A 26,530-nucleotide genomic window follows, 5' to 3' on the forward strand; every position below is an offset into this window, starting at 1 on the left:
CTCAGCTGGGGGCTTCGGCGCCCTTGCGGGCGTAGAACCACCAGCACACCACCAGGCAGGTGGCGTAGAAGCCGATGAACAGCCACAGCGCGTGCGTGACCGCCATGGCGGCGAACATCGCGGGGATGAAGAAGAAGCCGTAGGCGGCGATGGCGGAGGAGAAGCCGGTGACGGCGCCCGCCTCCATCTCGGACTGCTTCAGCGCGGCGCCCTGCGCCTCGGGGCCCTTGCCCTCGGCCTCCCGCATGTGCTGGTCCCGGAAGATCACCGGGATCTGCCGGAAGGTCGAGCCGTTGCCGAGGCCGGAGAAGGCGAAGGCCGCCAGGAAGCCGATGAAGAAGGCCCAGAAGTTGCCCTGGTCCCCGCTGTGCGGAAGCGCGAAGATCACCACGACCAGCGCGGCCGCCATGCCGACGAAGGACAGCATGGTGACCCTGGCGCCGCCCATCTTGTCGGAGAGCCAGCCTCCGGCCCAGCGCATGAGCGCGCCGACGAAGGGGCCGATCCAGGCATAGGTGGTGGCCTGGTAGCCCTGCGCCTCGAAGTTGTTCTTGATGAGGAGGGGCAGGCCCGCGGCGAAGCCGATGAAGGAGCCGAAGGTGCCGACGTAGAGCCAGGTCATCAGCCAGTTGTGCTTGCGCTTGAAGATGATCTTCTGCTGGCTGAAGGGGGCGGCGGCCACCTTGAGGTCGTTCATCAGGAACCAGGCGAGCAGCGCCATGATGACCAGCAGCGGCACCCAGAGGAAGGCGCCGTTCTGCAGCCAGATGTCGGTGTTCGCCTTGGCATCGCGCTGGGGGCCGCCGGCCGGGGCGCCGAGTACGGCGGCGGTGACCACCAGCGGGGCGACCAGCTGGACCACGCTCACGCCCAGGTTGCCGAGCCCGCCATTGAGGCCGTTGGCGCTGCCCTTCTCCCGCTTGGGGAAGAAGAAGCCGATGTTGGCCATCGAGGAGGCGAAGTTGGCGCCGCCGATGCCGCAGACCGCGGCGATCAGCGCCAGCTCCCAGTACGGGGTGCCGGTGTCCTGGAGCGCGAAGCCCAGCCACAGCATCGGCGCGATCAGGATGAAGGTGCTGAAGGCGGTGAACTTCCGCTCGCCGAAGATCGGCCCGATGAAGGTGTACAGGATCCGGAAGGTGCCGCCGGTGATGCCGGGGATGGCGGTCAGCCAGAACAGCTGCGACCGGGAGAAGCCGAAGCCGACGTCGTTGAGCTTGACCACGGTGACCGACCAGACCTGCCAGACCACGAAGCCGAGCATCAGCGCGGGGATCGAGACCCAGAGGTTGCGCTGGGCGACCTTGCGGCCGGTGGACTGCCAGAAGCCGTCGTCCTCGGGCCGCCAGTCGCCGATGGTGGCGCCGGGCCTGTAGGTCTCCGCGCGGTGCGAGGGCACCGGGGACGGGGTGGGCGTGGGTATCGACATGGTCATCGGTCCTTCGGGTCGAGGAGCCACAGCACGATCACGACCAGGAAGGACAGGATCAGGAATCCCGCACCCCACCAGGCCGTTCCGGTGTTGCCCTTCATCCACTCGTTGACGGTCACGGTCAGCGCCCAGAGCTGTCCGACGACCACGGTCAGGGCCAGGGTCAGACGGGCGTTGAGCTTCGAGGACCGCTCCGGCTCCTGCTCGGTGCCGGCGCCCGGGCCGGGGCCCGTGTGCCGGATCCGCGGGTCCCCGTAGCCGCTGGTGGAGCGGATCTGCGGATACCGCTCGCGCACCGGCCGGTTCAGCCGGGGCTGGGCGCTTCCCGGCCGGTAGTCGGGGCGCGGGGGCAGTTGTGCGTCGCTCACGTCCGTCGGCTTTCGTCGGAGGCGGCGCGATCCGCTCCGGGGCAGCCCAGCCTGCGGGTCGTCTCGGGGCGGGAATCGCCGAACTGCCGGCACAGGGCGTCCTTGGCCGGCTCTCCCGACCGGGCGGTGGCGATGGCCCAGACACTGCCGTCGGCCTGCTCGGTCAGGAAGACCATGGGGAGCGGGCGCGGTGGCGGGCCCGCGGTCACCTCGCCGGTGCGGACGTCGAAGACGCCCTCGTGGCAAGGGCAGTACAGCTCCCCCTCGGGCCCCCGGTCCTCGCGCCAGAGCACGGCGCAGGCCAGGTGGGTGCAGACGGCGGAGTAGCCGACGAGGGTGCCGTCGGCCAGCCGTACGGCCAGCGCGCGGTCCTCGTCGCCGGGGAAGCGGAAGGCGACGGACTGGCCGGGCGCCAGCTGGGCGGCGACCAGTTTGGCCTCGGGCAGCTTCTCGCTGTCGCCGTGCCGGTGCAGCATGCCGGCGGCGACCCCGACACCGCCGACGGCCAGGCCGCCGGAGACGGTGGCGACGATCCGCAGGTAGTCGCGCCGGGTGGTCAGGGAGTCGGCGCTGATCCGGTCCCGGAGCTGCTCCGCGGCCGCGTCGCCGTCGGGATCCCGGCCGGATCCGGGAGCCGGCTGTTCGGTGACGCTCATCGGACGTCCACCCCGTTCACCTCAACCACGGGCAGCCCGCCCGGGACCGGCCACTGGACCTTGTCGGCGGGCACCACCATGGCCACGCCGGTGCTGACCATCACGTCGCCGAAGGCGAAGGAGTCGGCGACCTGGACTCCGGGGCGCTCGGCCTGGAGCTCCTCGAGGGTTCCGTAGAAGAGGGCCCCGGTGGGGCAGACGGTGGCGCACATGGGGGCCAGGCCGTAGGCGGTCCGGTCGTAGCAGAGGTTGCACTTCATCTGGAGCTTCGCCTGGAGGTCGATCTTCGGGACGCCGAAGGGGCAGGCGTTGACGCAGTTGGCGCAGCCGATGCAGCGGGTGGTGTCGGCCTGCTGGACCACGCCGTCGGCGGTCACCAGGATCGCGTCGGCGGGGCAGACCTCGGCGCATGGGGCGACGGGGTCCTCGCAGTGCATGCAGACGGTCGGGAGGGAGGCGACGGACATGCCGGGTTCGGTGTAGTCGAGGTGGATCATCGACTTTCCGCGGTGGGAGTCGCATTCGCGGCAGGCGGAGACACAGGCCTGGCACCCGATGCAGCGGCCCGGATCGATGAAGATCGTTCGGCCCATCATGGCGGGTCAGCTCCTCTCCGCCGTGCCACGGCCCTGCGGGGACGTGGGGGGCAGGGGGTCGGTGCGGGAGACCTGGGTCTCCGGATAGGCCTCGTGGCCGGGGGCGGTGGGCGGCGCGGGAACCTCGTCGACCTGCTCGGCGGCCTCGACCCGAGCCGCGCAGACCTTGTACTCGGGGATCTTCGAGCGGGGGTCGAGAGCGTCCATGGTCAGGGCGTTCGCGGCCGTCGGGACGGGCCAGTGGTACGGGATGAAGACGGTGTCGGGGCGGATGGCCTCGGTGACCAGGGCCGGGAAGACCTCGCTGCCGCGGCGGGTGACCACCCGGACCGGGTCGCCGTTCTTGAAGCCGTGCGAGGGGTGGACCTCCACCCAGGGGCGCGGGGTCTGTTCGACGAGGGCGCCCAGGCGGCGGGTCTGGTTGCCGGAGAGGAAGTGCGCGACGGTGCGGCCGGTGGTGAGGGAGAGCGGGAACTCCTCGGTGTAGGGGTCCATCGGCGCGTGCCACTCGACGACCTGCATGTGGATCTTGCCGTCGGGGTGGAAGGTCTTGCCGCCCTCGAACAGCCGGGGGGTGCCCGGGTGGTCGGTGGAGGGGCAGGGCCACATGATCCCGCCGGTCTCCTCCAGGCGTTCGTAGGTGATGCCGTAGTAGTCGTTGACCGTGCCGGCCGAGGCGACGCGCAGCTCCTCGAACACCTCGCGGGAGCCCGCGAAGTCGAACTTGTCCCCGGCGCCGAGGCGTTTGGCGAGTTCGCACATCACCCAGGTGTCGGTGCGCACCCCGGGGGGCGGCTCCTGTGCCTTGTTGTGCTTGACGACGCGGGCCTCGGTGTTGGCCATGACGCCCTCGTCCTCGGCCCAGACGGTGACCGGGAAGACCACGTGCGCGTTGGTCGCGGTCTCCGAGAGGAAGAAGTCGAACTGGGCGTGGAACTCCAGGGCGTCGTACCCCTCCTTGACCGTCGCGTAGTTGGGCAGCGACACGAAGGGGTTGTTGCAGATGCCGATCAGACCGCGGATCTCGCGCCGCTGCATCTGCCAGACCATCTCCATCATGGAGGTGCCGGCGGGCGGGAGCTCGGATTCCTCGATGCCCCAGATCCGGCAGATCTGGCGGCGGTGCTCCTCGTTCATGATGGAGCGGCCGCCAGGCAGCAGGTCGGCCTTCTGGCCGTGCTCGCGGCCGCCCTGGCCGTTGCCCTGGCCGGTGATGGTGCCGTAGCCGGCTCCGGGCCTGCCCAGGTTTCCGGTGGCCACGCACAGGTTGATGACGGACAGGCAGTTCTCCACGCCCTGCGAGTGGTGCTCGATGCCGCGCGCGTGGAAGGCCATCGCCTTGCCCGCGCCGCCGAACATCCGGGCGACCTGGACGATCTGCTCGGCCGGGACCCCGCAGATCGCGGCGGACCGGGAGGGCGGGTAGGCGGCGACGGACTGCTTGACCTCCTCCCAGCCGGTGGTGTGGGCGGCGAGGTAGGCGTCGTCGGTCAGGCCCTCGGCGACGATCACGTGGAGGACGGCGCTGAAGAAGGCCGAGTCGGTGCCGGGCTTGAGGGCGACGTGCACCTCGGCGGTGCGGGCGATGGCGGTCTCGCGCGGGTCGACCACGATCAGCGAGGCGCCCCGGTCGCGGGCGCCCCAGACGTACTGGGTCATCACCGGGAAGCACTCCCCCACGTTCGACCCGGCGATCAGCAGGCAGTCGGTGAGGAGGATGTCGGAGAACGGGTTGGCGGCCCGGTCGATCCCGAAGGCCAGCTTGTTGGCGCCCGCGGCGCTGACCATGCAGAGCCGGCCGTTGTAGTCGACGTGCCGGGTCTTGAGGGCGACCCGGCCGAACTTGCCGACCAGGTAGGTCTTCTCGGAGTACAGGCTGGCGCCGCCGAGCAGGCCGAAGGCGTCGTTGCCGTGGGCCTGCTGGATGCGCCGGATCTCGGAGACGGTGAAGTCGAGGGCCTCCTCCCAGGAGGTCTCCTTGAACTCCTCGTCGCGGGAGCGGCGCATCAGCGGGGCGGTCAGCCGGTCGGGGTGGTTGACCTGCTGGTAGGCGTTGATGCCCTTGGGGCACAGCCGCATCCGGTTGATGTCGTGGTTGCGCGGCTCCACGCCGAAGACCTTGCCGCCCTTGTCCACGCGCAGGTACATCCCGCACTGCACGCCGCAGAAGCAGCAGTGGGTGGGGACGAGGGTCTCGCCGTTCTGGTCGGCGCGCCACTGGTCGGCGGGGATGCCGCCCGCGTCGCGGAAGTTGCGCGTGCCGGGCGGGGCGATGGAGGGGTCGATGGAGAGCGGAACGGGCCGCGACGCGGCCTTGGCGGGGTCGGTCGCGGTCACTTGAAGCCCTTCTTGACGTGGGTCAGATAGGCGTTGCCGCGCAGCACCCGCTTGCAGCGCGGGCAGTATTCGACGAAGGCGTTGAAGTCGAGCTTCAGGTCCTGCATGGTGCCGCGCAGGTTCTCCACGTACGGGGTGGTGTCGATGGGCTCCCCGCAGCGCTTGCAGGCGAAGACCTGGTCCTCCTGGCGGGCCGTGTACTTGAACAGCTGCATGCCGACGGCGGCCGGCCGCTGGACGATGTGGAAGAACTTCCCGAACGGGATGTAGATGAGGGTGAACACCACCGACACCATGTGCAGGATGGCGAGGAACTCGTAGCCGCCGCCGTGCAGGAAGATCGACGAGAAGGTCAGCAGCAGCCCGGTCACGGAGATCACGATCAGGCAGATCAGCGGCAGCAGGTCGTAGGCGAAGCGCTGGCCGGTGATGGCCCCGCGGTCCTTCATCCGCCGCCACAGGAAGTACGAAGCCCCCGGGATGACCAGGACCGCCGCGACGTCCAGGCCGTGGAACATCAGCCAGCCCAGGATGTTCAGCGAGTCGAAGCCGAGCACCTTGAAGCCCCAGATCCGCATCTCGTACCCGGGTCCGGAGCCGCTGTCCGAGGTGAAGGTGAACCAGCCCCAGGTGAGCGGGAAGGTGATGAGCGCGGCCAGGATGCAGCCCCAGAAGATGAGCTGGTGGGCGGCCCAGCGGGGGCGTGAGCGGGCGCCGAGGAACTTCTGGAAGCCGAGGTAGGTGGCGATCATCTTCGGCAGGGCGGTGGGTGCCTTGCGGAAGTTGGCGGCCGAGAAGAAGCTGCCGAAGCCCTTCTTGAAGAGGCGGCGCGCGCCGGGCGCGGAGACCCAGACCGTGTACCGGTAGGCCACGCCGAAGGCCAGGAAGACCGTCGCGACCGCGTACGGCAGCAGCGCCGAGTCGAAGTCGCGCAGCAGCCGGCTGCCCAGCACGATCGCGGCGATGAGCAGGAGCGAGACAACGGTGCCGGCCAGGGTGGCCCGCGCGGTGACGGATCTGCCGGCCGGCGGCGGGGTTTCGGGTGGCTCCGGCGGTGGCGGGGCTGCGGCGAGTACTTCTGTGGGCTCGGACACAGCACCACGCTAGGCGGTCTGTGGCGATTCAGCCCGTTATGCCATGGCCTCGGTTGGGCCGAACGGGTTCAGACGGCGGTCAGTCCCCGGGCCGCGAAGATCGCTTTGGCCTCGGCCACCTGCTCCGCTCCGGGCGAGGGCGTGTCGTGGAGGGTGAAGTTCATGTCCAGGGCCTGCCACTTGCCCTCGCCCAGCTTGTGGAAGGGCAGGACGTCGACCCGCGAGACGTTGCCGAGGGCGCCGGCGAATTCGGCGACCCCCTCGATGTTCTCCCGCGCGTCGGTGAGCCCCGGAACCAGCACGAAGCGCACGTGCACCTCCTTGCCGAGGTCCGCGAGGCGCCGCGCGAAGTCCAGGGTGGGCTGCAGCGGCCGCCCGGTGACCTTTTTGTACGTCTCCCGGTCCCAGGACTTGATGTCGAGCAGGACCAGGTCCGTGTCGCGCAGCAGCGCGTCGGTGGCCCGTACGCCGAGGAAGCCCGAGGTGTCCAGGGCGGTGTGCAGCCCCAGCTCGTGCTTCAGCCGGTGCAGCAGTTCGCCCGCGAAGACGGGCTGGAGCAGCGGCTCGCCGCCCGAGACGGTGGCCCCGCCGCCGGACGCGGCGATGAAAGTGCGGTACTTGGCGGCTTCGGCGATCACGGCGTCGGCCGAGGTCCGCTTGCCGTTGCGCATCTTCCAGGTGTCGGGGTTGTGGCAGTACAGGCAGGTCAGCGGGCAGCCGGAGAGGAAGGTGACGAAGCGGGTGCCCGGGCCGTCCACGCCGGTCGACAGGTCCCAGGAGTGCACCGAGCCCTCGCTCGGCCGCTGGGTGGCCGCGGCCGCCAGGGTCTGGCCGGCGCTGACGGCGACCGCCGCGTCGGGGCCGACGGGGAGGCTCGTACCGAAGAGGACGGTCATGGCAGGTGCTCCAGTTCGGATCTGCTGATCTGGTGTCCGTTGGATCGCGCGGCCCGGGGCCGGGGTGAGGGCCCGGCCCCGGGGCCGCGCGGCCTGTGACGGTTCCTAGAGGGAGCCGTGGAAGGTGCGGTTCAGCACGTCGAGCTGCTGGTCGCGGGTGAGGCGGACGAAGTTCACCGCGTAGCCGCTGACCCGGATGGTCAGCTGCGGGTAGTTCTCCGGGTGCTCCATGGCGTCCATGAGCGTGTCGCGGTTGAGCACGTTCACGTTCATGTGGAAGCCGTCGCTGGCCATGTAGCCGTCGAGCACGCCCGCCAGGTTCTTGATCCGCTCCTCGGGGGTGCGGCCCAGGCCGTCGGGGGTGACGGTGTTGGTCAGCGAGATGCCGTCCTCGGCGTCCTCGTACGGCAGCTTCGCGACCGACAGGGCCGAGGTGACGTAGCCGTGGGTGTCGCGGCCGTTCATCGGGTTGGCACCCGGCGAGAACGGCTCGCCCGCGCGGCGTCCGTCCGGGGTGTTGCCGGTCTTCTTGCCGTAGACGACGTTCGAGGTGATCGTCAGCACGGACTGGGTGTGCTCGGCACCCCGGTACGTCTCGTGCTTGCGCACCTTCTTCATGAACTCCTCGACGAGCCACACGGCGATGTCGTCGACGCGGTCGTCGTTGTTGCCGTACGCCGGGTAGCCGCCCTCCACGCGGTAGTCGGTGGCCAGGCCCGTCTCGTCGCGCACCGCGGTGACCTTGGCGTGCTTGATGGCGGACAGGGAGTCGGCGGCGACCGACAGGCCGGCGATGCCGCAGGCCATGGTGCGGCGCACGTCGCGGTCGTGCAGCGCCATCTCGATGCGCTCGTAGGCGTACCGGTCGTGCATGTAGTGGATGACGTTCAGGGCGTGGACGTAGGTGGCGGCGAGCCATTCCATCTGCTCGTCGAACTTGGCCATGACCTGGTCGTAGTCCAGCACCTCGGAGGTGAGGGCGCCGGTCTCGGGGCCGACCTGGGCGCCGGACTTCTCGTCGCGGCCGCCGTTGATCGCGTAGAGGAGGGTCTTGGCGAGGTTCACGCGGGCGCCGAAGAACTGCATCTGCTTGCCGACCGGCATCGCCGACACGCAGCACGCGATGGCGGTGTCGTCGCCGAAGCGCGGACGCATCAGCTCGTCGGACTCGTACTGCACCGAGGAGGTGTCGATCGAGACGCGCGCGCAGAACTCCTTGAAGCCCTGCGGCAGCTGCGGCGACCAGAAGACGGTCATGTTCGGCTCGGGGGCCGGGCCGAGGTTGTAGAGGGTCTGGAGGTACCGGAAGGAGGTCTTGGTGACCAGCGGACGGCCGTCCTCGCCCATGCCGGCGATCGACTCGGTGACCCAGGTCGGGTCGCCGGAGAAGAGCTCGTCGTAGTCGGGGGTGCGCAGGAAGCGGACGATGCGGAGCTTGATGATGAAGTCGTCGACCAGCTCCTGGGCCTGCTCCTCCGTGAGGAGGCCGGCCTCGATGTCGCGCTGGAGGTAGACGTCGACGAAGGTGGAGGTGCGGCCGAGCGACATGGCCGCGCCGTTCTGCTCCTTCACGGCGGCCAGGTAGGCGAAGTACAGCCACTGGATGGCCTCGCGGCCGGTCGTCGCCGGGCCGGAGATGTCGTATCCGTAGGAGGCGGCCATCGCCTTGAGTTCGGCGAGGGCGCGGATCTGCTCGGCGAGCTCCTCGCGCAGGCGGATCGTCTCCTCCAGCGAACGGTGGCCGGCCGGGAGGGCGTTCAGCCCCTCCTTCTCTTCCTTCTTGAAGGCGATGAGGCGGTCCACGCCGTACAGGGCCACGCGGCGGTAGTCGCCGATGATGCGGCCGCGGCCGTAGGCGTCCGGGAGTCCGGTCACGATGCCGGCCTTGCGGGCGGCGCGGATCTCGGGGGTGTAGGCGTCGAACACACCCGCGTTGTGGGTCTTGCGGTATTCGGTGAAGACCTTCTCCAGCTCCTCGGAGACCGGGTAGCCGTAGGTCTCCAGGGCGCCGGCGACCATGCGCCAGCCGCCGTACGGCATGATCGCGCGCTTCAGCGGGGCGTCGGTCTGGAGGCCGACGATCAGGTCCTTGTCGCGGTCGATGTAGCCGGGCGCGTGCGCGGTGATCGAGGACGGGATGTCGTACGCGACGTCGTAGACGCCCTTCTCCCGCTCCTCCGGGAACTTGTCCGTGATCGCCTTCCACACGGCCGTGGTGCGCTCGGTGGGGCCGGCAAGGAAGGCGTCGTCACCCTCGTACGGCGTGTAGTTCTGCTGGATGAAGTCCCGGACGTCGATGGCGTCACGCCACAGGCCGCCCTTGAAGCCCTCCCAGGCCTCGCAGGCCTCGCCGATCTTCGTGGTCTCCGCAGGGGTGGCAGTCATCGCCCGCACCTTCTTCCATCGCCTCATTGCTTGCTCCCATTGCACGCCTTTTGATCGATCATTTGGCGCCGCGTTGGTCCCGAGCTGACACCCGAAGGTCCCGCGATCTCCGCCGACCCGACCGCCGGACCGCCCCTGAGCTGGGATTTCGGGTGGACCGAAAGTCCATCGTGCGCTTGTGAAAACTTTCACAAGTTTCTCGAAAAATCAGACGATACGAACCAGAGCGAAGCCTGTGGATACCGCGACGCACGTCGTGACCAGGCCCGGCAGCATGAAGGAGTGGTTGACGACGAACCGGCCGACGCGGGTGGTACCGGTCCGGTCGAAGTTGATCGCGGCAATGAAGGTCCCGTAGGTCGGCAAGAGGAAGTAGCCGTTCACGGCGGGCCACATCGCGATGAGGAACGGTGCCGGTATGCCCAGGGCGAGGCCGAGCGGCATCAGCGCCTTCGTGGTGGTGGCCTGGCTGAACAGCAGCGCGGAGAGGAGCAGCAGCATGATGGCGAAGAACCACGGGTGGTCCTGCGCGACCCCGCCGAGGGCGCCGGTGATCCGCGCCTCGTTGGCCCCGATGAAGGACAGGCCCAGCCACGACAGTCCGAAGACGCCGATCACCGCGACCAGACCGGACTTGGCCACGTCCGTGCCCGGCACGCGCTTGGCGTCGACCTTGCACAGCAGCAGGATCAGCGCGGCCACCGCCATCATCAGGATCTCGATGGTGGCGGGCATGGAGAGCGGGCCCTTGCCCGTGTCGGGGCGCAGCGCGGGGAGCAGACCGCTGACGACCACGGCGACGGTCCCCCCGAGGAAGAGGTACGCCGACCAGCGCGCCCGCGGACCGGGCGGCGCGGCGGCTTCGGCCGGGGCGGGGGCCTCGATCTCCCCGGCGGCGAGCCGGCGCAGGTACTCGGCGTCCCGGTCGAGCTCCTTGCCGACCCTGGACTGCACGGCGGCCGCGACCAGCACGCCGAGGAGGGTGGCGGGGACGGCGACCGCCATGATCCGGGGGAGGTTCCAGCCCTCGCCGTCGAAGATCACGATCATGGCGGCCATGGCGGCGGAGACGGGTGAGGCGGTGATACCGAAGGTGGCGGCGATGGAGGCCACCGCGATGGGCCGCTCGGGCCGGACCCCGCCCTCGCGGGCCACGTCGTGGATGACGGGCAGCAGCGGGTAGAAGACGTGCGCGGTGCCGGCGCCCAGGGTGAAGGCCCAGGCGACGAGGGGTGCGACGAAGACCACCCGGCGGGGGTTGCGGCGGATGGCCCGCTCCGCGAGCCCGACGAGGTAGTCGATGCCGCCGGCCGCCTCCATCGCCGCGGCCGCCATGATCACCGCGAGGATGATCAGCATGACGTCGACGATGCCGGAGGTGTCGGCGGGGGTCACCCCGAAGAAGGTCGCGAGCACGAACACCCCGACGGCTCCCCAGAGCCCCATGGCGACGCCGCCCTTCCGCGACCCGAGCCAGATGGCCGCCACCATGACCCCGAGTTGCAGAAACATGCCGAGCACTGGCGTGGCCTTTCGTGGGTGTCGGGTGTGCGGGTGCGGGTGCGGGTGTGCGGGTGTGCGGGTGCGGGCCCGCACGCACCGCCGCCTCGGGGCTCCGCCCCGGACCCGTGGAGGGGGCCGGGGCGGAGGCTCGGACGAGGGCTGGGCGGGGTCTAGCTCGGGGCTTCGGCGCCCTTGCGGGCGTAGAACCACCAGGCCACGACCACGCAGGAGGCGTAGAAGCCCACGAAGCCCCACATCGCGCTGGTCACCGCGAAGTTGGCGAACATCGCCGGGATGAAGAAGAAGCCGTAGGCGGCGATCGCGGCCGTGAACCCGGTGACCGCGCCGGACTCGATCTCCGCCTGCTTCAGCGCGGCCGCGTACTGCGGGGTGCCCTCGGTCAGCCCCTTCAGGTGCTGGCCCCGGAAGATCACCGGGATCTGCCGGAAGGTCGAGCCGTTGCCGATGCCCGAGAAGAAGAAGGCCGACAGGAAGCAGAAGAAGAAGCCGTAGAAGGAGCCGGAGTCAGAGCCGGCCGGCAGGAAGGTGATCACGCCGATGATGGACGCGGCCATGCCCACGAAGGACAGGATCGTCACCCGGGCGCCGCCCAGCTTGTCGGCGATCCAGCCGCCCGCCCAGCGGGCCAGCGCGCCCAGCGCCGGGCCCATCCAGGCGTAGGTGGCCACCGAGTAGGCGGGGAAGGTGGTCTTGATCAGCAGCGGCAGGGCCGCCGCGAAGCCGATGAAGGAGCCGAAGGTGCCGACGTAGAGCCAGGTCATCAGCCAGTTGTGCTTGCGCTTGAAGATGATCTTCTGCTGGCTGAAGGGGGTGGAGGCCACCTTCAGGTCGTTCTGGCCGAACCAGGCCACCGCGGCGAGCACGATCAGCACCGGCACCCAGACGAAGGCCGCGTTCTGGAGGTAGATCTCCGAGCCGTTGGCCTTCTTCTGGCCCGCGCCGATCGCCAGGACCGACGAGGTGATCAGGATCGGGGTCAGCAGCTGGACCACCGACACGCCCAGGTTGCCCAGGCCGCCGTTGATGCCCGTCGCGTTGCCCTTCTCCCCCTTCGGGTAGAAGAAGCCGATGTTGGCCAGGGAGGAGGAGAAGTTCGCGCCGCCGATGCCGCACAGCGCGGCGATCGCGATCATCGTGCCGTAGGGGGTGTCCGGGTTCTGCACCGCGAAGCCCAGCCACAGCAGCGGCACGATCAGCACGACCGTGGAGAGCGCCGTGAAGCGGCGCTGACCGATCATCGGGCCGATGAAGGTGTAGAGGATGCGCGCGGTACCGCCGGTGATGCCGGGGACCGCCGTCAGCCAGAACAGCTGGGACTGCGAGAAGCCGAAGCCGACGTCCTTCAGGTTGGTCGCCGTGATGCTCCACACCTGCCAGACCACGAAGGCCACCAGCAGGGCCGGCACCGCGATCCACAGGTTGCGGGTCGCGACCTTCTTCCCCGTGGACTGCCAGAAGGAGGGGTCCTCCGGCGTCCATTCGGTGATGGTGCGGCCGGGACGGTACTGCGCCGGATCGGCGAGCTGCGGCCGTACCGCGTCCTTCGTGGCGGAACTCATGGTGTGTCCTCAGAGGTCGAGGTGTGTCCTTGCCTATCCAGATTCCGTGTCCGCGGGTGCCTCGCGGCAGAGGAGAACGCACTGTGGGCGACGGGACAAGGTCCCGTCGCCCACAGTGCGTTCGGCAGTGCGCCCGTGCGTCAGTCCAGCGGGAGCACCGGCAGGCGGACCTCCGGATCGTCCAGGCAGACGCCCGTCCGCAGGTCGAAGACCTGCTTGTGCATCGGGGAGGCGACGACGGGGACCCCGTCGCGGGAGCCCATGATCCCGTTGGCGATGACGTCCGCGCCCGAGAAGGGGTCCCGGTTGCCCACCGCGTACACCTCTCCGGTCCGGTCCTTGAAGAGGGCCGCCTGCGTGCCGTCCGCCAGTACGGCGGCGCGTCCGCGCCCCGGCTCGAGCGACCGCGGGGCGCCGCCGAAATCGACCGTCCCGAAGCGCTCCAGCGCCGCCGGGTCCTCCAGGACCGCCTGCCACTCGTCCTCGTACGCCGCCACGTGCCGCTCCATCTGCGCCTCCAGCTCCGCGCAGATGCCGAGCGAGTCCTCGATCAGGACCTCCCGCAGGTGCTCCAGGCCGCCGTCCAGCCGCTCGATCCAGGCCGCCGTGCGCTCCAGGCGCTCGCCGGTGCGGATGTAGTACATGAGGAACCGGTCGACGAGGACGAAGAGTTCGGCCGCCGACAGGTCCGAGGCCAGCAGGTCGGCGTGGCGCGGGACCGCGCCGCCGTTGCCGCTGACGTACAGGTTCCAGCCGTTGGCGGTGGCGATGACGCCGATGTCCTTGCCCCGCGCCTCCGCGCACTCGCGCAGGCAGCCCGAGACCCCGCCCTTGAACTTGTGCGGGGTGCGCAGACCCCGGTAGCGCAGCTCCAGGTCGATCGCCAGCTGGATCGAATCCCCCTGCCCGAACCGGCAGAAGCGGGCGCCGACGCACGACTTCACCGCGCGCAGCGACTTCCCGTACGCCTGCCCGGACTCGAAGCCCGCCCCGCCCAGCCGGCGCCAGATGTCCGGCAGCTGCTCCTTGCGGACCCCGAAGAGCCCGATCCGCTGCGCTCCGGTGATCTTCGTGTAGAGGCCGTAGTCGCGGGCCACCTCGCCCAGCGCGATGACCTGTTCGGCGCTGATCTCGCCGCCCGCGACGCGCGGGACGACCGAGTAGGTGCCGTCCTTCTGGAGGTTGGCGAGGAACAGGTCGTTGGAGTCCTGGAGGGCCGCCTGCTCGCCCGCCAGGATGTGCCCGATGCCCAGGTCGGGGGCGAGGGTGCCCAGTACGTTGGCCACCACCGGCTTGCAGACGGCGCAGCCCTCGCCGCCCTCCCCGTACGTCTCCAGCAGTTCGCTGAAGCTGCGGATGTGCTCGGTGCGGACCTTCTCGTAGATCTCGGCGCGGGTGAGGGCGAAGTGCTCGCACAGGCCGCGCGGCTTCTCGATGCCCGCCGCCTCCAGTTCGGCGTCCAGCACGGCCTGGAGCGTGCCGAGGCAGCCGCCGCAGCCGGTGCCCGCCTTGGTGCACTTCTTGATCCCGCCGATGTCGGTGAGGGCCTCGGCGACCACGGCGTCGCGGACCTGCGCCTTGGTGACGTTGTGGCAGGAGCAGACCACCGCGTCGTCGGGCAGCGCGTCCGCGCCCGGCAGCGCGACGCCCTCCGACGAGGGCAGGATGAAGGCCTCCGGCGGGGCCGGCAGCACCCGGCCGGCGTGCGGCTTCAGCGAGCCGTACGCCTCCGCGTCGCCGACGAGGATGCCGCCGAGCAGCGCGCCGTCGGGGCCCAGCAGCAGCTTCTTGTACACGCCCTCGCGCGCGTCGGAGAACACCACGGAGACGGCCCCGTCCCGGCCCTCCGGGGCGAACGGGTCGCCGAAGGAGGCCACGTCGGCGCCCATCAGCTTGAGCTTGGTGGAGGTGTCGGCTCCGGTGAAGGTGAGCGTCCCGGCGCCCGCGAGGGCCTCGGCGACCGTCTCGGCCATCTGGTAGCCGGGCGCGACCAGGCCGTACACCTTGCCGTCCACGGTCTGCGCGCACTCGCCGACCGCGTAGACGTACGGGTCGCTCGTGCGGCAGTGCGCGTCCACGACCACGCCGCCGCGGTCGCCGACCGCCAGCCCGCACTCGCGCGCCAGGCGGTCGCGCGGGCGCACGCCCGCCGAGAAGACCACCACGTCCGCGCTGATGTCCTGTCCGCTGGTCAGCCGCAGGCTGACGGCCCGGCCGTCCCCGTCGGTGCCGACTCCGGCCGCGCCGACGCCCGTGTGCACGGCGACGCCCATCGACTCGATGGTGGCCCGCAGGGCGGCCGCGCCGCCGTCGTCCACCTGGAGCGGCATCAGCCGCGGCGCGAACTCCACCACGTGGGTGGCCAGTCCGAGGGTGCGCAGCGCTCCCGCCGCCTCCAGGCCGAGCAGCCCGCCGCCGATGACCACGCCGGTGCGGGCGTCCGCGGCGTACGCGGTGAGCGCCTCGACGTCGTCGAGCGTCCGGTAGGTGAAGCAGCCCTCGGCGTCCGCGCCCTCGATCGGCGGGACGAACGGGTACGAGCCGGTCGCCAGCACCAGCGCGTCGTAGCCGACGACCGCCCCGGACCGGCTGGTGACCGTACGGGCGGCGGTGTCGACCTGCTCGGCCGGGTCGCCCAGGCGCAGGTCGATGCCGTACCGCTCCAGGAAGCCGGGGGCGGCGAGGGAGAGCTCCTCGCCGGTGGCGCCGGTGAAGGCCGCGGACAGGTGCACGCGGTCGTAGGCGGGGCGCTCCTCCTCGGCGAGGACGATGACCTGCCACCCGGGGTCGCCGGGGCGGGCCGGGTCCGCGAGTGCGTCGCGCTCGGCGAGCGCCTCCAGCAGGCGGTGTCCCACCATGCCGTGCCCGATGACAACCAGCGTCTGCGCCATGGGTCTCACTCACTCCGTGTGCGTGCGTATCTTCCCGACTGCTCCCGACCCTTCGACCGTAGGCCGCGCCCCCGGCCCCGCCGCACCGAAAAGGACCCCTTGACCTGGGCCGACGGCCCCCTCCCCGCGCAGGACCTGCGGCCCCCGACGGGGGCCCTTCGACGCCCTGCCGGGAGCCCCGCGGGCGCCTAGCGTGAGGGACATGCTCGTACTCGCCGTGCACGGCAGCGCGGCCCCGGCCGCCGCCTCGACCATCGGCCGGCTGACCGCCGCCATCGACTCGCTGAGCGGGGTCCGGGCGGCCGTGGGCCACCTGGACGTCCAGTCGCCGTCCCTGGCCGAGGCCGTACGGGAACACCCGCGCGCGGTGGTCGTCCCGCTGCTGCTCGGCGACGGCTACCACCGCCGCATCGACATTCCGGCCGTCCTCGAAGGCACCGGCTGCCTGCTCACCGAGAGCCTCGCCGGCGAGCCGGCCGTCGCGCTCGCCCTGCACAGCCGCCTGCGCGACGCCGAGCGCCGCCGCGGCCCCTACGCGCCGGCCGACGCGGTGATCGTGGCGGGCGCGGGCTCCTCCCGGCCCGGCGGCAACGCCGGTACGGCGGACTGCGCGGCCCGGCTCGCCGCGCTGCTGGCGGACGACGGCGGCCCCGACCCGGTCCCGGTGGTCCCCGCCTACCTGACCTCGGCCGGGCCCTCCGTGCCCGAGGCGCTGGCCGGCCTGCGCGCCGCCGGGCACCGCCGGATCGCCGTGGCCGCGCACCTGCTGGCACCGGGCCGCTTCACGCACACCCTGGCCGGGTGCGGCGCCTGGACCGTGTCGCAGCCGCTGGCCGACCATCCGCGTCTGGCCCGCCTGGTGGTGGAGCGGTACGCGACCGCCCGGGGCACCCTGATGGCGAGGGCCGCGCGTCTGGCCTGCTGAAACCGCACGCGTCTGGTCTGCTGGCCGATATGGCGTACACCCCCATGACCGCGCGCAGCCGCGACGAGCACCACCGCGCGGCGACCCCGCTGGAGCTGTTCTTCGACCTCTGCTTCGTCGTCGCGATCGCCCAGGCCGGTGCCCGGCTGGTGCACGCGCTGGCCGAGGGCCATCCCGGCGCGGGCGTGATCGGCTACTTCTTCGTCTTCTTCGGCGTGTGGTGGGCGTGGATGAACTTCACGTGGTTCGCCTCCGCCTACGACGTCGACGACGTGCCGTACCGGATCGCGACCCTCGTCCAGATCGCGGGCGTGCTCGTCTACGCGGCGGGCGTCAGCCGCGCCTTCGACGAGAACGACTGGACGGTGGCCGTCATCGGCTACCTGATCATGCGGGTGGCGCTCACCGCGCAGTGGCTGCGGGCGGCCGCCGGGGAGACCGGGGCCGCCCGCGCGTCGGCGCTGAAGTACGCGGCGGGGCTGGTGATCTGCCAGGCCGCCTGGGTGGCGCTGCTGTTCGCCCCGGACGACTGGAAGCGCTGGCTGTTCCTGGTCGTGGCCGCCATGGAACTGCTGGTCCCGGTGATCGCCGAGCACGGTCACCAGACGCCGTGGCACGCGCACCACATCGTGGAGCGGTACGGCCTGTTCACCATCATCGTGCTGGGCGAGACGATCGCCGCGAGCACGGTGGCGGTGAAGTCGGCCCTCGACGAGAACGAGGCGCTGGACCTGCTGCTGCCGATCGCGGGCGGCGGGCTGCTGATCGTCTTCGCCGCGTGGTGGATCTACTTTGCGGTGCCGATGCACGAGCACCTGACATCCAACCGCGAGGCCATCCCGTGGGGTTACGGCCACCTGCTGATCTTCGCCTCCGGTGCGGCGATCGGGGCGGGCATCGAGGTCTCGGTGGAGCACGCGGTCCACAAGGCGCACATCTCCCAGGTCGCGGCGAACGCGGCCGTGACCGTCCCGACCGCCGTGTTCCTGCTGATGGTGTGGCTCCTGCACTCCCGGCACTTCAAGCGCGGCCTCGCCCAGCAGCTGGTGCTCCCGGTGTCGGCGCTCGCCGTGCTGGCCTGCACGTGGACGGGCCCGTACGCGGTGCTCTGGGCGGGGCTCGTCGCTACCGCCACCGTGGCCGTCGGCATGACCCTGTCGACCCGGACGCCCCGGTGACCTGCGGCGCCGCTGCCGGGCTCAGCCCGGGCCGTCACTCCCGCGCCCGCTCCGCCGTTTCCAGGCCATGACACTCCCCGCACAACGCCCCGGCCAGGACCCCGGCAGGGAACTGGCCGAGCCCGGCTTCTGGCAGCAGCCCCCCGCCCACCGCCTCGCGGCCTTCGCCCGCCTGCGGGCCCGGGAATCGCCCGTGTTCGTCCCCGAGGGCAGCGGGCACTGGGCCCTCGTCCGCCACGCCCACGTGCAGGAGGCCAGCCGCCTCCCCAAGGTCTTCGCCAGCGCGCCCGGCGTGACCACCCCCGAGCCCGCCCGCTGGGTCCGCGCCCTGTTCGGGGACTCCATGGTCAATCTGGACGGCCCGGACCACGCCCAGCTCCGCAAGATCGTGCAACGGGCCTTCACGCCGCGCCTGCTGGCCGCCGCCGAGGCGGACATCCACGCGGTGGCGACCCGCATCGTGGACGACGTACTGGCCGAGGAGCCCGAGGAGTTCGTCTCGGCGGTGGCCTCCCGGCTGCCCCTGGAGGTCATCTGCAACATGATGGGCATCCCGGAGCACTACCGCGCCGAGATCGCCGACCGCGTCAACCACGCCTCCGAGAACATCGGCGTGGAGCGGGGGCTGGCGGCCCGGCTGCGGATGCCCGGGCGCGGCCTGCGCGCGCTGGCCCGGATGCAGCGGATGGTGGCCGGCATCGGCCGGGAGCGGCGCAAGAACCCCACCGACGACCTGATCTCGGCGCTGGTGTGCGCGAACGTCGACGGCCAGGCCCTCGGCGCCCGCCAGCTCGGCGCCTTCTTCTCGCTCCTGATGGTCGCCGGGGTGGAGACCACCCGCAACGCGATCACGCACGGGCTGACCCTGCTGACCGACAATCCCGGCCAGCGCGACCTGCTGCTCTCGGACTTCGAGAAGTACGCGGACGGCGCGGTGGACGAGATGGTGCGCCACTCGACGCCGATCATCCAGTTCCGCCGGACCGTGGTCGCCGAACACACCCTGGGCGGCCACGACTTCCGGCCGGGCGACAAGGTGGTCCTGTACTACGCCTCCGCCAACCGCGACGAGTCGGTCTTCCCGGACCCCGACGCCTTCGACATCACCCGCTCGCCCAATCCGCACCTGGGGTTCGGCGGCGGCGGGCCGCACTTCTGCCTGGGCGCGCACCTGGCCCGGGTGGAGATGAAGGAGCTGTTCCGCGAACTGCTCACCCGGCCCGTCGGCCTGCGCGCGGTGGGCCTGCCGGATCTGGCCGGGTCGAACTTCGACAACCGGGTCCGCTCGCTCAGGTTCGCCTTCGAACGCCCCTGAGACCGGGGCCGGGAACGGAACCGGAACCGGCCACCGGGCAGGCTGGGAGCCCGGCGGCCGGAGAACCTGGCGGCGGCGCGGCCCGGTGCGCGGCGGCCCGGTGCACGGCGGCCCGGTGCGCCGCGGCCCGGTGCGCGGCGGTCCGGTGCGCGGCGGCCCGCTGCGCGGCAGTGCACCGCGGTCCGGTGCGCGGCGGCGCGCGGCTACTTCTGCAGGCGCCGCACGGTCAGCACGCAGTGCGCGCTGCCGGTGAGCACGGCCTCGTCGCCCGCGAACGCCTGGAGGGTCGGCGCGTCGACCGGCCGGCCGGGTACGGCCTCGGGCCAGGCGCGGGTGGCGAACAGGAAGTACGCCTGCCCGCTCTCGTTCGCCGCGGCGACCCACTCGTCGGGGGCGGTGCACTGCGCGTTCATCCCCGGCAGGGTGAGCGCGATCTGGTTGCCCTCCAGCAGGATCTGCACGGGGAAGGCGGCCGGGTTGCGGGTGCCGTCCATGACGACGTCGCCGATGGGCAGGCCGATCTCCTCCAGCAGCCCGCGGGCCGCCGCCTCGCCGGCCTCCCGGCCGCCCGGGCCGTCCCCGAGGGTGTAGGCGAGGAGGTACGGGATGTCGTGCGCCTCGGAGGGGTCGCCGATCCAGGCGAGCACCGAAAGGGTGCCGAGCTGGGACCGGTCGATTTCGGCTTGAGTAGAAGTCATGCGCCGCACCCTAGTGGTCTGCCGCCCGACCCTTTCACGGCCTTTCACCCGGGCGGGCTAGACCGCCCAGAATCCCCCTCCGGAATTCGCCTGGATGTTCGCGTCCTGGTACTGGAGCCGCTCAATGCGCGCGTTTTCCGGGATTTCGAACACGACCCATCCCTCGGCCCGCTCACCGACCGCGAGGGAATCGAAGACGAGGGGTTTGCCGGTGGTCAGTTCACCGGTGGGCACCACCGGGTGGCGCTGTCCCGCGCTGTCGTGCGCCCACATGCGTCCGAGCGCCCCGTACGAGGCCCCGCCCACGTTGACGAACGACATCGAGGCGGCCACCCAGCGCTTGCCGGCCGCCGGGGCGAAATTCTTCTCGACGCTGACCGCCGGGTCCACGTACGCGCTCAGCAGCGCCTCCAGGTGCCGTCCGACCTGCCGGCCGTGCACCCGTACGGCCTCACCCACACGGGCATCCTTCACCCCGGTCCGCCCGGCCGAGCCCTCGGCGCCCGGCGCCCCGTCGTCCACCACGACGGCGGGAGCCGCGGCGGGGGCCAGGGCGGCCCCCTCGGGTGCGCCCTGGCAGGCCGTGGCGCCGAACGCCAGCAGCGAGAGGAGGGCGGCGGCGGCCCACCGCGGAAGGCGGGAGGGCGGGCGGAAGCGGCCGTGGGCGCGGACGGAAGCGGGTGCGGAAGCGGGAGCGGGTGCGGGAGCGGGAGCGGCGGACTGGCGCATGCGGGATCCCTTCGGGGACGTATTTCGGTCAGTCTCACGCGCCCGAGCAGGGAATTGCACACACCGACACGAGCACGCCCGGCAGGCGTGTACGACGAGTTGCCCCCGACTGCCAGCACAATTCGTTCCGGCGGAATCCCGCCACCCGCACCCACCGGAGGAATCATGGCTATTCACGGAAGCCGCATGGCCCTCGCGGCACTGTCCGCACTGGCCGCCACGGCAGTATTCACAGCCCCCGCCGAAGCGACTTCTTTCGACCAGGGAATTTCCGTACAGCCGTACGGTCATATCTCCGAGGACGGTACGGTCACCCTTTCCGGGACGTACCACTGCACCAGCCCGTCACCCGTGGGGGCGAAGCTCCAGATCGCGGCCGCCGTCGTCCAGGACGGCACGCGGCTCGCCTTCGGCGGCGGCGAGGCGACCTGCGACGGACGGGAGCACGAGTGGCAGGCCACCGGCTCGCTCAAGTTCACCCCGGGCGTCCACGCCGGCCCGGCGCGCGCCGAGGCGCGGCTCAACGAGATCCACTTCTCGGGCCTGATGCCGCGCTCCATCGACACGGTCGCGGAGGACGGCAAGGACATCGAACTCGTCGCCGACCACTGAGACGGCCGCTCCGGCCCGAGGCGCCCGGCCGGTAGCCGCCGCTACCGGCACTCGGGCGCGACGTCCGTCATCGACATGAACGCCACCGACTGGCACCCGGGGTCCGCGTGCGGCCGCCCCGTCGTCCAGTCCACGACCGTCGGCAGCCCCGCCATGACTCCGCCCAGCAGGAGCACGGCCAGGATGCCCGCCACGGCGCCCCTGCTCAGCCTGCGCACAGCACGATCCGTTCCATACCGCGCATCATCGCCCCGCTCCGGGACTCCCACAACTCGGGGTGACCGCCTGGTCACCCCGCGCTCCGGGGGCCGCCCGCGGCGTCGAACTCGCACCACACGGCCTTGCCGTCGCCGCGGGACTCCACTCCCCAGTGCGTGGCCAGCGCGTCCACCAGCAGCAGCCCCCGGCCCGTGGTGGCCGCCTCGCCCGGGGTGCGCCGGCGCGGCCACACGCTGGAGCGGTCCTTGACCCACAGCCGGATCCGCCGGACCGGCTCGGGCAGCACCTCCATCGTCAGCACCGCTCCGCCGTCGGTGTGCAGCAGGGCGTTGACCAGCAGTTCCCCGGCGGCCAGTTCCACGTCGTCGGCGAGGTCCGGCATGCCCCAGTCGCGCAGCGCCTGGCGCAGGGCGTAGCGGGCCTCCGAGAGCCCTTCCGGGTCGGCCTGGTGGATGTACTGGTGAATGCGCGGGGCCCGGTGGGTGCCCGGGTCGGGTTCCCGGCGCAGCACCAGCAGGGCCACGTCGTCCCCGGAGCCCCAGCGCTCCCAGAGCCGGTCGGAGAGGTGGTCGGCGAGGGCCCCGGCCTCCTGCGGGCCGCTGCGGACCGCGTGGGCCAGGGCCTCCATCCCGTGGGTGATGGTGGTGCCCGGCTCCTCCACCAGGCCGTCCGTGCACAGCACGAGCGTCTCCCCGGGGACCAGGTCGAGGCGGGTCTCGGGGAACTCCTCCTGCTCGAAGAGGGTGGCCAGGCCGAGCGGCAGCCCGCCGCGCACGTTGGGCCAGCCCGTCCGGCCGTCCGTGTGCCGGATCAGCGGGCCGAGGTGCCCCGCGCGCACGGCCCGTACGCCGCCCGTCTCCAGGTCCACTTGGGCGTACATGCAGGTCGCGAAGCGCTCGGTGTCCAGTTCCGCGAGGAAGCGCGAGGCCCGGGCCAGCACGGTGGACGGCGGATGCCCCTCGCCCGCGTACGCCCGCAGCGCGATCCGCAGCTGACCCATGATGGCCGCCGCGTGCGTGTCGTGGCCCTGTACGTCGCCCACCACGATGCCGACCCGGTCGCGGGGCAGCGCGATCACGTCGTACCAGTCCCCGCCGACCTCCCGCCCGCTCCAGGCGGCGTGGTAGCGGACCGCGATCTCCCCGCCGGTGATGTCCGGGATCCGCCGCGGCAGCATGGCGGCCTGAAGTCCCGTCGCGAACTCCCGCTCCTGGTCGAAGAGGAGCGCCCGCTGGAGGGACTGGGCCACGATGCCCGCGAGGCCCAGGCAGAGGTTGCGCTCCTCGGGGCTGAACTCGGTGCGCCGCCGGTAGAAGAGGACGAGCCCGCCGATGGCCTGGGCCTGCGCGATCAGCGGCAGATAGGCGGCCGCGTCGAACCGGATCCGGCTCAGGTAGTCGCTGAGCAGCGGGAATTCCTCACCGAGCGCTCTGAGCGAGGTGGCGAAACGTGCCTGCCTGCTGAGCACGGCCTGCGACAGCGGCAGCGAGCCGTCCAGCCGGGTGAACCGCCGCTCGCTGAGGATCTCCAGCGACTCCCCGCTCAGCGCGATGATCTTCATCGTGCCGCCCTCGACCAGCCCCAGGGCCAGCCCGTCCGCGCCGAGCCGCTCCAGGGCGCCCGCCCCGGTCAGCGCGGCCGTGACGTCGTCGACCGTCACCGCCCGCGACAGGGCCTCCGTGGTCCGCTGGACGATCGTGGTCTGCTGGGCCCGGGCCGTCTCCAGCCTGCGCAGCATCGTGGCCTGGGCCAGCTCGGCCGTCGCGTCGCGGACGATCCCCACGATCCGCCGCGGCTGCCCGTCGCCGTCCCGCAGCACCCGGCCCTGGGTGTGCGTCCACTGGTCCCGGCCGTCGCGCCGCTGCACCGTGAAGTAGGCCCCGTACGTGTCCGCGCCGCTCTCCAGGACACCTGCCACGGTCTCGGCCAGCCGGGCGCCGTCCCCGGGCGGGATCCGCAGCCCGACCCCTTCCGGGGTGCCGTCGAACCGCTCGGGCTCCAGGTCGAAGACGTCCATCCCGGCCTCGTCCAGGGCCAGCGATCCGGCGTCCAGGTCCCACTCGAAACTTCCCATGCCGTTCAGCGCCAGCCGTTCCCCCGGCCCGGTCCGGGGAGACGGCCGGACCTGCTCGGGACGGTCGCGCTCCGCCGCTGCCACGAGACACACACCACCTAACGGCCGGGCCAGCACGGCTGGGAGATCAGCCGCTCCCACTCCTCGTCAGGATGCCCCGGAAGGGTGCGCCCGGCCTCCCGCCAGCGCTTGACGAGGGAGAGGTAGATCGGGGGCTGGACGGGGTGGGACGCCGTCGCGTACGGGCCACGGTCGTACCCGGTGGCCCGGGCCGTGGCGGGCTGTTCGGCACGGCTGCCGGGAATCCGTACCCAGCCACGGCCCTGTGCTCGCTCCGCGCTCATCGCGGACCCCTCTCACCGCGGGTCTCACTGCGGATCTCACCGCAGATACGTCTTGGGATGCCCGGCGGCGGCCCGGGGACACCGGGCCTCGCCGGCGGAGCCCGGCAGCGGGCCCCGTGCGCCGAGCCGTTTGCGGACTCCCCTCACCAGTCTCCCCGCCGTGAAGCCCGCGCCGTGCACGAATCGCATGGAAGGGCCGAATGAGGGAGCCGTCAGCAGCCCCGCGAAGAACAGCCCGGGCCACGAGGACTCGAAGCCCGGGCTCAGCTCCGGGCTCCCGCTGCCGCCCACGGTCTCCAGCGCGGCCCGCAGCCCAGCGTCGAGCAGCTCCAGCCGGGCCAGGTCCGGGCTGAACCCGGTGGCCGCGATGACGTGCGCGGTGTCCAGGACCACGGACTCGCCGGACCTGGTGGTCAGCCCGAGCCGGGTGCGCTCGCCCACCGCGACCGCCCGGTGCAGCCGGTGCCCGAGCAGCGCGGGCACCCGCCGCTCGAAGCGGTCCCGCAGCCACCAGGCGCCGGCCGGGCCGAGCGCGGTCGCCGCGATCCGCTCCCGGGTGGCGGCGGGCAGCCGCCGCACCGCCCAGGGCAGCTCCGACCACGCCCAGCTGCGCCAGCCGGTGCCGAGCCCGCTGTGCGGATCGCGCAGGGCGCGCAGCGCGGGGCGGTTCAGCGGCTGCGGCACCGCGTTCCAGTTCAGCCGGGCGCGGCGGGCGACCAGGCAGGGCCGGGCGCCCTGCTCGGCCAGCAGGGCGGCGGTCTCCAGGGCCGCCTGCCCGGCCCCGAGCACGGCGACCTCGAGACCGGCGAAGCGGGTCAGGTCCCGGTGTCCGCTGCTGTGCGAGTAGTGGCCGGGCGGCAGGTCCCGCAGCGTCTGCGGGTGGTGGGCGAAGGGCATCACGCCGACCGCGAGGGCGACCGTACGGGTGAGGAGCGGCGGCCCTTCGGCGGTGTGGACGCGGAAGCCGTCGCCCTGCGGGGTCACTTCCGTGACGGTCACCTCCTCCACCTCCGGCACGGCCTGGCGGGCGAACCACATCCCGTACTCGCTGAACGTGCCGATCGGCAGCGGAGTGCCGTGTTCCGCGGCCAGTCCGCGGGTGGCGCAGTACTCGGCCAGCGTGTGCCGCCCGTCGGGCGCGGACAGGTTGGAGGACCAGGGCTCCGACTTCAGGTACATGCCGTCGGGCATGTGGTCGCGCCAGGACGCCATCGGCCGCCCCAGGATCCGTACGTCGAGCCCCGCACCCGCCGCGTGCGCGGCGACCGACAGCCCGTACGGGCCCGCGCCGACCACCACGAGATCGTCCATCCGGGTCACGGCCGTCCTTCCACTGTCGTACTCAACGGGTCACCAGCTCGTCCGGCGACGCCGGCGCCTCCGGCGGCGCGGACCGGGAGAGCGGGGCCGGGCCGGGCTGGTCCCGCCCCCGCTGGCGGGGCGCCCGGACCGCCGCGAGGGCGGTGCGCCGGCCCTGGGCGGGCACACCCCGCAGGACGCGCGCGCCCTTGCCGAACCCGCGCCCGAGGAAGGCGCAGAGCATGGCCAGGAAGGGCATCAGGTCGTCGCCGGCGAACCAGGCCGCCTCCACCCGCCCCCGCTCCCGGCCCACCGCCGGCCGCCCGGGCCGTCCCGCCGGCGCCCGGTCCGGGCCGGGCCGCCGGACCGCGACGGCCCGCGCCGGACCCGACGCCGATCCGGACGCCGGCTCCCCGGCGCCCGCCGACGCGCCCGCCGACGCGCCCGACGCGCGGCGGCGCGGCAGGGAGCGGCCGCGCACAGCCGCCAGCAGCGCGTAGTTCTCGGCGACGAACACCCGGCCCGGCCCGCCCACGGGCTCCGGGACCCGCTGACCCGTCAGATCCAGGTACATCGCCTGTACGACGTCCAGCCCGGCCGTGTCCGTGAACAGCCGGAACTGGGCGCCCGGGCGCGGGTTGAAGTCCACCAGCCGGAAGGTGCCCCGCTCGTCCCGGCGGAAGTCCAGGTCCAGGATCCCCTGGTAGCCGAGGCGTTCGGCGAGCCGCAGCCCCGCCTCCTCCACCGCGGGGTCCGGCAGCCAGCGGCCCACCGCCGTCAGCCCCGTCCGCACCGGCCACGACAGCTCCTTGCGGCCCGACCCCGCCAGCAGCGGACGCCCGCCGCGGGCGAAGGCCCCGTGGAAGAACCAGTCGGTGTCCGGCCCGGCCGGCAGGAACCGCTGGAGCAGCAGCCGGCTCCCGGCCTCGGCGGAGCGCTCGTACAGCCGCCGCGCCTCGGCGACGGTGTGCACCAGCATCGTGCTGCGCAGCCCGTCGGCCCCGGCCGGCAGCAGCCAGGGCCGGCTCCACTTGGCGACCACCGGCAGGCCGAGCCGCCAGGCGGCCTCCGCCGCCTCGCCGCCGCTCGCCGGGACGACCGTCTCCGGGTGCGGCACGTCCCAGCGGGCGCAGAGCCGCGCCAGCTCGGCCTTGTCGGCCACCCGGGCGGGCAGGTTGTCGGGCTGATGGGGGATCCGGAAACGGTCCGTCAGCATCGGCCCGATCCGGGACACCGTGATCGCGCTCAGATCGTCCATGGCGATCAGCACCGCCGGCCTGCCGATCCGCTCCGACACCCCGGTCAGGCACTCGAGCAGGGTCTCCGGCGCCTCCGGGTCCAGCCCGCCGGCCGGCCCGGGATGCACGGCGCGCACATAGCGCGAACGCCCCATGGGACC

Annotated in this window: 22 protein-coding genes; 4 read left to right on the plus strand and 18 right to left on the minus strand. The window is 72.2% G+C overall.

The annotated features are described in order from the left end of the window. Position 1: 1 nt before the first annotated feature. The 11 genes from ACFWP3_RS21760 to nirB all read right to left on the minus strand — a co-directional run bounded on the left by ACFWP3_RS21760 (position 2) and on the right by nirB (position 15,738). Complete coding sequence (locus ACFWP3_RS21760) at positions 2-1,429, minus strand: NarK family nitrate/nitrite MFS transporter (RefSeq protein ID WP_384223508.1); 1,428 nt, start codon at positions 1,427-1,429, stop codon at positions 2-4. A gap of 2 nt (positions 1,430-1,431) precedes the next feature. After that, positions 1,432-1,800 (minus strand): hypothetical protein, encoded by a 369-nt coding sequence (locus ACFWP3_RS21765; protein WP_384223511.1) that lies wholly within the window; start codon positions 1,798-1,800, stop codon positions 1,432-1,434. Next, entirely contained in the window at positions 1,797-2,456 is a 660-nt protein-coding gene (locus ACFWP3_RS21770) for a ubiquinol-cytochrome c reductase iron-sulfur subunit (protein ID WP_384223513.1), read from the minus strand. The genes ACFWP3_RS21765 and ACFWP3_RS21770 overlap by 4 nt, the downstream gene beginning before the upstream one ends. Continuing rightward, entirely contained in the window at positions 2,453-3,052 is a 600-nt protein-coding gene (locus ACFWP3_RS21775) for a 4Fe-4S dicluster domain-containing protein (RefSeq protein ID WP_030662475.1), read from the minus strand. Before ACFWP3_RS21775 ends, ACFWP3_RS21770 begins: the two co-directional genes overlap by 4 nt. Positions 3,053-3,058: 6 nt before the next feature. Next, a complete protein-coding gene (locus ACFWP3_RS21780; protein ID WP_384223516.1) occupies positions 3,059-5,389 on the minus strand; it encodes a molybdopterin oxidoreductase family protein in 2,331 nt (776 codons plus the stop codon). Then, positions 5,386-6,483, minus strand: coding sequence for an MFS transporter (locus ACFWP3_RS21785; RefSeq protein WP_384223518.1), 1,098 nt, complete (start codon positions 6,481-6,483; stop codon positions 5,386-5,388). Before ACFWP3_RS21785 ends, ACFWP3_RS21780 begins: the two co-directional genes overlap by 4 nt. Before the next feature lie 68 nt (positions 6,484-6,551). Next, positions 6,552-7,379 carry a pyruvate formate-lyase-activating protein gene (gene pflA, locus ACFWP3_RS21790; RefSeq protein WP_384223521.1) on the minus strand — a complete coding sequence of 276 codons (828 nt, stop codon included), beginning with the start codon at positions 7,377-7,379 and terminating at the stop codon, positions 6,552-6,554. A 105-nt stretch (positions 7,380-7,484) separates the two neighbouring features. After that, positions 7,485-9,764: a formate C-acetyltransferase gene (gene pflB / locus ACFWP3_RS21795; protein ID WP_384223524.1), complete on the minus strand. Its 2,280-nt coding sequence runs from the start codon at positions 9,762-9,764 to the stop codon at positions 7,485-7,487. 207 nt (positions 9,765-9,971) lie between these two features. Continuing rightward, positions 9,972-11,276: an anaerobic C4-dicarboxylate transporter family protein gene (locus ACFWP3_RS21800; protein WP_384223527.1), complete on the minus strand. Its 1,305-nt coding sequence runs from the start codon at positions 11,274-11,276 to the stop codon at positions 9,972-9,974. A gap of 161 nt (positions 11,277-11,437) precedes the next feature. Beyond that, a complete protein-coding gene (locus tag ACFWP3_RS21805) occupies positions 11,438-12,847 on the minus strand; it encodes an MFS transporter (RefSeq protein WP_384223530.1) in 1,410 nt (469 codons plus the stop codon). A 140-nt stretch (positions 12,848-12,987) separates the two neighbouring features. Continuing rightward, positions 12,988-15,738 (minus strand): nitrite reductase large subunit NirB, encoded by a 2,751-nt coding sequence (nirB, locus tag ACFWP3_RS21810; protein ID WP_384223533.1) that lies wholly within the window; start codon positions 15,736-15,738, stop codon positions 12,988-12,990. Positions 15,739-15,940: 202 nt separating this feature from the next. Here nirB and ACFWP3_RS21815 point away from each other — a divergent pair, with 202 nt between their 5' ends. The 3 genes from ACFWP3_RS21815 to ACFWP3_RS21825 all read left to right on the plus strand — a co-directional run bounded on the left by ACFWP3_RS21815 (position 15,941) and on the right by ACFWP3_RS21825 (position 19,156). Then, on the plus strand, positions 15,941-16,663 hold the full coding sequence (locus ACFWP3_RS21815; RefSeq protein ID WP_384223536.1) for a sirohydrochlorin chelatase: 723 nt from the start codon (positions 15,941-15,943) through the stop codon (positions 16,661-16,663). Between the two features lie 29 nt (positions 16,664-16,692). Continuing rightward, the gene (locus tag ACFWP3_RS21820; protein ID WP_384223539.1) at positions 16,693-17,841 is read left to right on the plus strand and encodes a low temperature requirement protein A; all 1,149 of its coding nucleotides are present in this window, start codon (positions 16,693-16,695) and stop codon (positions 17,839-17,841) included. Between the two features lie 67 nt (positions 17,842-17,908). Continuing rightward, positions 17,909-19,156 (plus strand): cytochrome P450, encoded by a 1,248-nt coding sequence (locus ACFWP3_RS21825; protein ID WP_384223542.1) that lies wholly within the window; start codon positions 17,909-17,911, stop codon positions 19,154-19,156. Between the two features lie 203 nt (positions 19,157-19,359). Here ACFWP3_RS21825 and ACFWP3_RS21830 read toward each other — a convergent pair whose 3' ends face one another. After that, positions 19,360-19,854: a DUF5949 family protein gene (locus tag ACFWP3_RS21830; RefSeq protein WP_384223545.1), complete on the minus strand. Its 495-nt coding sequence runs from the start codon at positions 19,852-19,854 to the stop codon at positions 19,360-19,362. A 57-nt stretch (positions 19,855-19,911) separates the two neighbouring features. Then, complete coding sequence (locus ACFWP3_RS21835; protein ID WP_384223548.1) at positions 19,912-20,583, minus strand: hypothetical protein; 672 nt, start codon at positions 20,581-20,583, stop codon at positions 19,912-19,914. Between the two features lie 165 nt (positions 20,584-20,748). Between ACFWP3_RS21835 and ACFWP3_RS21840 the strand changes: the two genes are divergently transcribed. Next, positions 20,749-21,195 (plus strand): DUF6299 family protein, encoded by a 447-nt coding sequence (locus ACFWP3_RS21840; RefSeq protein ID WP_384223551.1) that lies wholly within the window; start codon positions 20,749-20,751, stop codon positions 21,193-21,195. Positions 21,196-21,236: 41 nt separating this feature from the next. Here the strand turns inward: ACFWP3_RS21840 and ACFWP3_RS21845 are convergent, their stop codons facing one another. The 5 genes from ACFWP3_RS21845 to ACFWP3_RS21865 all read right to left on the minus strand — a co-directional run bounded on the left by ACFWP3_RS21845 (position 21,237) and on the right by ACFWP3_RS21865 (position 26,524). Beyond that, positions 21,237-21,413 (minus strand): hypothetical protein, encoded by a 177-nt coding sequence (locus ACFWP3_RS21845; RefSeq protein WP_384223554.1) that lies wholly within the window; start codon positions 21,411-21,413, stop codon positions 21,237-21,239. Positions 21,414-21,484: 71 nt separating this feature from the next. Then, positions 21,485-23,572 carry a SpoIIE family protein phosphatase gene (locus ACFWP3_RS21850; protein WP_384223556.1) on the minus strand — a complete coding sequence of 696 codons (2,088 nt, stop codon included), beginning with the start codon at positions 23,570-23,572 and terminating at the stop codon, positions 21,485-21,487. Between the two features lie 14 nt (positions 23,573-23,586). Next, on the minus strand, positions 23,587-23,832 hold the full coding sequence (locus tag ACFWP3_RS21855) for a hypothetical protein (RefSeq protein ID WP_384223559.1): 246 nt from the start codon (positions 23,830-23,832) through the stop codon (positions 23,587-23,589). Positions 23,833-23,868: 36 nt separating this feature from the next. Next, positions 23,869-25,143 carry an NAD(P)-binding domain-containing protein gene (locus ACFWP3_RS21860; protein WP_384223599.1) on the minus strand — a complete coding sequence of 425 codons (1,275 nt, stop codon included), beginning with the start codon at positions 25,141-25,143 and terminating at the stop codon, positions 23,869-23,871. A 31-nt stretch (positions 25,144-25,174) separates the two neighbouring features. Continuing rightward, positions 25,175-26,524, minus strand: coding sequence for an ATP-grasp domain-containing protein (locus ACFWP3_RS21865; RefSeq protein WP_384223562.1), 1,350 nt, complete (start codon positions 26,522-26,524; stop codon positions 25,175-25,177). Positions 26,525-26,530: the final 6 nt, after the last annotated feature.

Source organism: Streptomyces sp. NPDC058525 (assembly GCF_042719495.1).
Classification (GTDB): Bacteria; Actinomycetota; Actinomycetes; order Streptomycetales; family Streptomycetaceae; genus Streptomyces.